This window comes from Aquiflexum sp. (genome assembly GCF_041749095.1).
Taxonomy (GTDB): Bacteria; Bacteroidota; Bacteroidia; order Cytophagales; family Cyclobacteriaceae; genus Aquiflexum.
In genome coordinates this window covers 1-9,030 of sequence record NZ_JBGTCA010000305.1, presented here as the reverse complement: position 1 = coordinate 9,030, position 9,030 = coordinate 1, and the positions used below count along the sequence as shown (strand labels likewise).

At 43.3% G+C, this 9,030-nt stretch carries 4 protein-coding genes; 2 read left to right on the top strand and 2 right to left on the bottom strand.

Going from position 1 to position 9,030, the window contains the following annotated elements; all coding sequences use genetic code 11:
• A partial coding sequence (locus tag ACEW8O_RS13990; RefSeq protein WP_373495246.1) for an efflux RND transporter periplasmic adaptor subunit occupies nucleotides 1–484 on the top strand: 484 nt, incomplete at its 5' end.
• A gap of 168 nt (nucleotides 485–652) precedes the next feature.
• On the opposite strand, the gene ACEW8O_RS13985 is transcribed toward ACEW8O_RS13990, so the two are convergent.
• Together ACEW8O_RS13985 and ACEW8O_RS13980 are read right to left on the bottom strand one after the other, a co-directional pair.
• Entirely contained in the window at nucleotides 653–4,588 is a 3,936-nt protein-coding gene (locus ACEW8O_RS13985) for a T9SS type A sorting domain-containing protein (RefSeq protein ID WP_373495245.1), read from the bottom strand.
• Between the two features lie 139 nt (nucleotides 4,589–4,727).
• Nucleotides 4,728–7,619 (bottom strand): histidine kinase, encoded by a 2,892-nt coding sequence (locus tag ACEW8O_RS13980; RefSeq protein ID WP_373495244.1) that lies wholly within the window; start codon nucleotides 7,617–7,619, stop codon nucleotides 4,728–4,730.
• A 135-nt stretch (nucleotides 7,620–7,754) separates the two neighbouring features.
• Here ACEW8O_RS13980 and ACEW8O_RS13975 point away from each other — a divergent pair, with 135 nt between their 5' ends.
• Nucleotides 7,755–8,498, top strand: a complete 744-nt coding sequence (locus ACEW8O_RS13975) for a LytR/AlgR family response regulator transcription factor (RefSeq protein WP_373495243.1) — start codon at nucleotides 7,755–7,757, stop codon at nucleotides 8,496–8,498.
• Nucleotides 8,499–9,030 lie beyond the last annotated feature (532 nt).

The following is a 9,030-nucleotide window of genomic DNA, read 5'->3' as shown; positions in this document are numbered from 1 at the left end:
TTTAAAACAGGTTTGGGTAGACGCACAGATATATTCCAACGAAATTGTAGATATAACAAAAAGTAAATCATTTCAAGTTTATAGCGAGAGTAATCCTGAAGCAATTTATAAAGGCAAAATAGTTTATTACAACCCTGTAATTGAAAATGGTGCTAGAATTTACTTACTTAAAATCAAAGTGAACAATTCAGGGGGCAAACTCATTCCTGGAACTCAGGTTACAGTTATGCCTGAAATATCATCCGCAAAAGTGATAGCAGTTCCTAAATCGGCTGTGCTATTAGAGAAAATGAAAACTGTGTGGATATTAGCACACGACAATACATTTGAGCAACGTATGGTTGAAACAGGAGCAGAAAATAATCACTGGATTGAAATCTTATCAGGTCTTCAACTTGGTGAAATTGTTGTAACAGAAGGGGCTTATTTGATCAGTAGCGAATTTATTCTAAAAAGTGGATCAGGACAAAGACATGACCATTAATAAAGATCTACTATAAAAAAATGAAGAGTTCTAAATACCTGTAATTCGTCTAAACGTTTTTAAACGCATATTACCGTAATATACGTTTAAAAACGAATAATTTTCCATATTGAACCACTCCCATAAAATAAATTCTGGGAGGGATAACGTCTAAAGCTGTCGCCAGGGTTATTGCTTCACTACCTTAAAAACCGCTGCTCTCTTGCCATTCTGGATCACTTCAACGAAATACATACCGGGTGCAAGCGAGCCGGCATTTACAACATGATCTAAAATGCCTTCGGGTATAAGCTGATTCAGTAAAATTTGACCCGTGAGCCCGATTACATGCATGCTAGTGTTCGGCATTGCTGGATACGGAAGCTCAATCCGGAATGCATCCAAAGTGGGATTTGGGAAGAGACGATATCCAAGGGATGAAGGAGGATTATCTGTTCCAACCAATGTGCCTCCCATACAAATATGGTCAATGATGACCGCATCTCTGACATTGCCATCCCCTTGGTCCGAGCTTAGCATATTAGACATCCAAATATTCAGCCGAGCAGGTGATCCCAAAGATTCATCTCCACAGGAATCTGTAGGCTCCCACTCACTTAAGTCATAGGGAATGTACACATCGTACCAGTCATCGTCCTCGATCGGGAAGAGGTCTTCGATCTCAGCAATACAAAGGCAACCTTTTTGTGCTTTACAGCCTACATTTTGACCATCATCTATAGTAATGATTAATTTATTGCCAATTTTTGATGGTAATGGAGGTCTACAGCTTGCACAACATGCATTTGGTGTTGAAGATCTAATCCTCAAGACAAGCGTCCCCTTATCCTCTCTGCTTGTGCAAACGGGTTTTATGGCAGCAAGTCGATCCGAAGTAAAATAGCATCCTGTTAGCAACACCGACCATGCATCATCAGATCCTTCGACCCCCTCGAGCACGGCTAAGGAAGGACCCTCTCCAACCCATCCTTCGGATTCGCCATCTGCACCAGTCATGCAAGCCACGGCACCTTCGCTGAAGCCCGGATTTGGCCATATCGAATGGGCACAGTCCCACGATTTTATACAGGAAACTGTAATTGTCTTTGAATAGACAAATGCCTCACAAAGCGTTCCATCCGGTTTCAACCGCGTAACGACCATATAAATCGTGTAGGTTCCTGAGAAGGGAAAAGTAAAACAAAAGGTCTGGGCTCCAATACTTGTCCCTATTGGTGTACCCGAAGTGGAGCCGACATACCACTCTACGGTTTCGCAATCACTGACTGCCAAGGGTGAAAAACAAGCCTTGCAGGATTTATTGGCCAAGGCTACCGCAAAACCTTTGTCAACATTGGCTGACAATGCAAGGATATCCTCCATATCACATGGACATAAGTCCGGACAATCTATAACAAACTGCACTTCACAAACGCAGGTATCCCCATTACAATAACCTGTCATCGTTAGCGTATATATTCCCGGCTGGGAGATGTACGTCGGCAAAATATGTATGCCAAAATAGGGATCATTATCCTGAAATCCACCTGTATGGGTTGTTCCCAAACTCTGGTGTGTCAACGTCCAATCAATCTGGTGATCGGACGGGCAGGCTCCTCCGATACAGTCGAACACACCGGTGAGATGAAATCCTTTACCCGGATCCGGACAGGCGATTGTCAGGGGCGGATCGCCACAAGCGATGGCTATGTTCATGGCGCCTTGGGGTGTGCGGATGAACATATCTGTGAATCCGCCACAGTAACAGGTATCACAATCCTCTTGAATCCATTGAAGTGTGCATTCACAAGAATCTATTTGGCCGGGACAAAGTGTACTTACTGTTAGCGTATATGTTCCAGGAGCACCGATCTGGCTTACGGAATAGGTCAAGGATGGGAAAGGCGTTGTTACGCCCTGATCTACAATCCCGTTAGGACCTGTCAGGAGGTAGTTAACAACTGTTTCATCACACAATGCACCGGATGCCGTTTCACAACCAAAAAAACCAGTAATATTCACCTCACTGGCCGGGCAAGGAAGCATAGGCGTTGGTACTCCAGGAGAACAGAACATCTGGAAGCTTTCCAGGTTGGTCGTGATGGACATATTGGGCACATTACATATGCAGGGCTCACATTGAACAGTGATCGTATCCATTATCACTTTCTCCAAACAGATAAAATTCGAGTCATTGTACGCTATGGCCAGATAGGAAATGGGATACGTGCCATTTCCTGAAAATGTGTGCATGGGTCGAGGGAATGTGGAAGGCGTCCAAGGACCATATTCAGGTCCTTGCCCCCAGTCCACCCATTCAATCGCGTAACAAGGTAAAAGTGCGCCTAGATCCATAGTGACCTTGCAGAAATCGGCAGAGAATACGATTCCTGCCTCCAGGTCGTCGCAAAATGCCTGATTGTCCTTGCAGCAAGTGTCCTTTGGAGGGGCGATACATTCCCTGAAGCTAATACAGTCCACCCCAAAATCATTGCCAAAGGGATTAGTACCATGGGAAAGAATTTTGAGTGTGTAGGATGGTGACGTCACTGCTGGAGTCGTCCAAGCTACCGAAAGTTTTTCCCATATATCCGGGTTTTCCGGAAGGAGTATTAACCCGGAGGACCATTTAGAAGAAGAAATGTCATCTTGAATTACCAGTTCAATAACCGGATCATCGGCATTAAGATTAGATTTGAATAAATTATTGAACAACCCGCAAAAGTTGTAATCTTTCTCACCAAGTAGTCCGGTCACCTGCTGTTTCCAAACTGCCTGTCCCTGGTTAGTGCTTCCATTCACCGCAAGAAAGTGATCGAATGGCCCTCCATTTTTACTTATTTGGAGCCAATAAGGGGAAGTAACATGATTGACAATGGCAATTTCTCCGGGATAATTGGGATAAGGCAAATAACTGTAATCGGAAGCAGGAGCCTGAACTACTAAAAATTCACCGTTTAGAACAAGTTCTGCGCCAAGGATAGATCCCTCCGGGCAGCACGTCAATTGCTTGAATTTAGTGGGATCTTCGATGATGATGGAATCAATGCAAACCGGCTCGGGAGGTTGATTGCCGTCACCGATTAATCGGACTGTCGCCTTGATGCCCTTTTCCTTGATTCCATAGTCAATAGCCACCCTTCCTCTATGGAATACAAAGGTGGTCCAATCATCGAATGACTCTGATTGTTGTAATACCGCTAGCTGAGGATTTATAATCTCCGCTTCCCATCCATCGGGTATGTGTTCAATGCCGATAATTTCCCCGGAGTCAAGAGTGAGTTCATATCGAAACACGCATGGAGGATATTCGCTATAGTAGAGATAAAGGTTAAGGAAAGCTGTATCATTTTCCGTTATTTCCTGTTGTAAGATGATTTCCAAATCATCACATGTGCAGGATGGACAACTGCCAAAATCGCGAACCAGATCCATTCCCGGTGTAAGCTCCACAGCATACATGCCTGTGGGAGGTACTTTTGGTGTCCAGCCCGGATCTCTGGTCGCCCGAACCACATAATTGCCTGGAGGAAGATTACATGTGGAATAAGCACCATCAGAACCTGTGGTGTATTCCGAGATGATATTTCCCATTTCATCGAATAGTTCAACTAGAAATCCGTCCAGTGTAAGTTGGTTCGATAATGGCTCATCAGCACACTCCCGATACACAGTACCTGTAATACAACCTTCACCACATCCAGGTAATGTGTGTTGGTTCTCGCATCCTTCCATAACGCACTCATCGGGATAAAGAAGAATGAGTTGCGCGGGGGCGCCACCCGGTGTGTAATAAAGGAAATCCACCATGGTATGATCGCCGGAAGGGAAGGTGCCATTCATATGGGTGACCAATAGCTCGCTGGGCGCTACCTGCTCCACAATCCATCCATCGGCTGCATTGGCAGTCCATTCATAAAATGTACCCGCATCCAGGATCATCCGAATCTCTGAATAACAATCAATACCATCCTCATAACTGAGACTGGTACCTTCAGTACAGGCAAAGGCTAACACACCTGTTTTTAAATTACACCCTTGTGCATTGGCGGTGGAGAGGACGACTACCTGAAAAAGAATCAGACAACCAATACTATAAAAAAAAGAAGTGGAGCTACTTTTCATTAGGAATGTTTTTTAAGTAAATGAAAAAATGTGCTTTCCTGCAAATATGGTATTTCCTAAATAAGGATTTCTTTTTAAATGATATTCGGTTGATCTTTAATGATATTCGGTAAAATACACTGCTGTTATGCATCACCTCCTATGGCTTAAATTTATTTTGAGCCAATTCCCCTAAAGATACCTTCACTACCACTTTGGTTCCCAACACTGATCCATCCGATCCCACGATATTCTCTATTTGAAAAGAGGAACCGCTAGCCTTTCCTGCCAATAGTGCCAGCCGGCGTTCTGTGAGCATCATTCCTATGGATTTTCGATTTGAAACAGGGATAGTCCCATCCGGGTGGAGTCCAGGTCCGTTGTCACAAACTTGGACGTTCAGGTAGCCATCCTTAATAAATAAGTGTATCGATATTCGACCATTTTTTGTTTTGTTTTTCATCCCGTGAAGGATGGCATTTTCTACAAAAGGCTGCACCAGCAAAGGGGGCAGGGAAATGTCGTCTGAATTAAGGTCAGAATCTACCTTTATGGCGAATGTAAATTTGTTGCGAAACCTCAGTTGCTCAAGGGTAAGGTAATGTTCGAGCATTTCTACCTCTTCCCTAAGGGTGTGTACACCATCCACGGAGCTATGTAGGGCCAAACGCACCAGTCGAGCAAAATTGGCTAGATACCGCATGGCGCTATCGGGATCATTTTCGGAAATGAAATGCTGAATACTGCCCAGGCAATTAAAGATAAAATGAGGATTCATCTGTGCCCTCAAAGCAGCGGATTCCATTTCCCTTATTTTTTCTTTTAAAAGAGCCTCCTTATGGCGTTTCTGAAATCGGAGATAAAACAATAGACCTGTACCCAAAAGGAGGCACACAATCGCTACAAACCTGAACCATACGGTATCCCACCAGGCAGGGATTATCTGGAATGACCAGATCGAAGTCTTGCCCCATTCTCCATCCTCATTTTGAGCCTGGACCTCGAACGCATATATACCTGGAGACAGTCGTGCATAATGGACTTCCCTCGTTGTGGCATGTGTATAAGCCGTATCCACTCCATTCAACCTGTATCGGTAGGGGATATATCCTGCTGATCGGAAATGCAGAGCATAAAACCTTATTAGCACATTGTTTTCGTCATAGGAAAGGTTCATTCCTTGTGTATATACCCTCCTGATGTTATTTACCAGCAAATCCTCCAGTAGCGGGGCTGGCATAGTAATAGGCTCGGGAAGATTGCGAAGTCGCACCAAACCGGCATCGGTGGCCACCCAGAGTTCGTCATTTAAGGAGACTATATCTTTCACATGGTTGGATGGTAAGCCCTTTTTGGAATCAATGGATAAAATATTCCATCCACTGTCGCCATCAGATCTGATTCTGTTGATGCCACTATAGGAACACGTATAGAGGTCTCCTTCAGGACTAACATACAATTTAGTGATAAAATCGGAATTCAAGCCATCTCGTTCTGTGAGTTGAGTTAACTCCCCATCCGGATTTCTTATCAGAAGTCCTGCACCGGAGAGGCTGATGGCCATCCCTCCATCAGGAAGTATAGCAATATCCCGTGGCTGAAACCGGAGGGCGGGATGATGCCAGGGCGGTTCGATGTAAATGCTATCCTTCCATAGTTTCAGGCCGGATAAAGTAGCCACCCAAATATTGCCCTTTGGGTCAGTGGTAACATCAAAGGTTCTTTCTAGCAATTGGGAATGAATTTTCATACCCATGCGCTCTCCACTGTTCTTTTTAGTGTCTATTCGTGAGAAGCCGTAGCTGCTACTGACCCACAAAGTGTGTGCATCCGATCCCTTGCTAATGGATTTGGCCATAAAACCCTTAGGAGAATCTTCTCCTAAGACAAGTTGCCATCCATTTTTTTCAAAGAAATGGAGAAGCTCACTACAATATAAGCGTTGATGCGCTTGATCATAATGAAGGGATTTGACCTCGCCGGAGCTCAATGAAGGCTGAGGTAATGAAAAAACCTTTTCAGTACGACTGTCAACCGCAAATAGGTGACCGTTTCCCATTCCGGCGTAAACTGTAGAGACACCGTCTGTAGTGAGGCATGTGATATTCTCTGATGACAGGTTTTTCGTCTCATGAAAAATCACGGCACCGGGATTTCTTGCATAGAACACACCGTTGCGAAGGGTAGAGGCCCACCAGCCACCTTCCTTGTCGATAAGAACATAGGTTACCTGTTGCCCGGGTAGCAAATTTATTCCCACGCCCGTTCGGAGGTGTTCAGGTGAATCAAAAGCGTGAAGTCCGGGACTCTCCACGATATGGGAGGCATGCAACAATTTACCTTCACGTGTTTCAACTAATTTATGCGTATACATGGTGGTTGAGATTTGCCACAGGATATTCCCGTTGCGAATCATGTAAGAGGAGTCCTGACAACTCAGCCATATATCGCCATTGCGCAACATCCAAATACCTCGATAATGATGGTGTTTGAACAAACACGAAATATTGGGAAATGGGGTGTTCTGAAGAGATACGACCGGAAAAGAAATGGCGGGACTGATTGTGATACCTGCAGACTGGTAAGTGTAAATTAATTTACCTCCTGTATTTGAGAAAGGCAGGGAAGGTTTGGATGGCTCCGGTAAAATCCGATGTTGGCCATTGGGTTGTACAACCAAAAAACCAAGTCCGTATATCGCTAACCAAACATCTCCATTTTCTGAAATGCTTAATGATTCAACTGGTTTAAATTTTTCTAAATAGGGCTTAATGACAGGATTAAATTTCCAACTTTTTACGGTGTCATTTTCAATCTTCCACACACTACCGTCCAAACGCGTAAACCAAATTCTTCCTTTGGAATCTACGATAGGTAAAAAGGCCTCGGTTCCCCTTGCAGCACTAGTGTCCACCGGGCGCACAAAGGAATACCCGTTGAACCGGCATATTCCCTGATCTCCTACAAACCATAGATGCCCTTGCGGGTCTGACAAGATTTCAAATATTTCATTCCCTGGTAATCCGTCACTGGCCGTAAAATTCTTCCACACGGGAAGTTGCGCTTCCAGACGGAAGGACCATAATATGCAAATAATTAATATTTGTATGTATTGGATAATAATATGAAGATACTTTTGCCAAAGATACATTAAATGACTATTTTTACGTAAATAAATCACCAAGAGATGCATCTCAGGATCGGCATTATAGACGACGAACCATCTGCGAGGGATATTATTCGAAAATTGTTGAAAAAATCCTTCCCTGATGCTGCAGTGATCGGAGAAGCCGATAGTGTGGCAGAGGGTGTGCTGATGCTCCAGCGTGAGCAGCCTGATATTTTGTTCCTTGACGTGGAAATGGAAGATGGTACAGGGTTCGATTTACTGGACAAGATACAACCCGTACATTTCAATGTTATTTTTTGCACTGCATTTGACGCTTTTGCTATTAAAGCGTTTAAATACAATGCATTAGACTATCTACTCAAACCAGTTCATCCTGATGAATTGGTCGCCGCCGTTCAAAAGGCCCAACATAATACCAACCAACAATTCATTCAGTCACAAATAGACAATCTTATCAACGCTACTGCTGCAAAATCCCTTCAACGTATCGCACTATCCATGGGCGACGGTCTAGTTTATATTCAATTAAAAGAGATTATGCGTATTCAAAGTGTCGGAAACTTCACGCATGTCTTCCTTATTGATAGAAAGCGCATCTTGGCCTCACACAATCTGCGTTTTTTTGAAGATATACTGCCAAATCCTGATTTTTTAAGACCACATCAATCTCATATCCTCAACACCATGTATTTAAGAAAATTTAGCAAAGATGATGGGGGATTCGCTCTGATGACTAATGGAGACAAGGTACCTGTGTCCAGAAGGAATAAAGATAAATTTCTTGAGGCCTTGGGAAGATAAAAAGATAATCCTGCAAGTTGAATCTGATTATCATCCTTCAAGCCTCCTTTGGTAAATGCTACGTGTATAAGATTTATCCAGGAACTATGAAGACACACAAACTTCAAAACCACCTTGATCAGTATCACCGATAGTTTTTTATAGATTGTACCTAGGAATAGCGTTGCTAGTAAATATTTTTGCAACAATTACAGCAATAGGTTACCTCAAATGGGTCAAAATGAATGAGACAAACGGAAAATGTTGATCCCTCGTTGAAAAGGAATTCTCGCTCTTCTTAAGTTTCAAAGTTTTGATGTTATTTTAGATATTTGACTATTGACTATCAATACTCAAAAAAATCGCGGCTCTTTTATCATCAATCACTGACTTGAAATTAATTTTATACCTGCGGCACTTAGACTTAACGATTTTCCTGTTTTGTGCGGTTACGAGACATGACCCTCTAGGATCCTTGAAAACACTGGATTGTTAGTCACGATTTGGGTGTCCCGCGGTGTTTTTAGGGTTATTTTTTACCTTTACTACTATG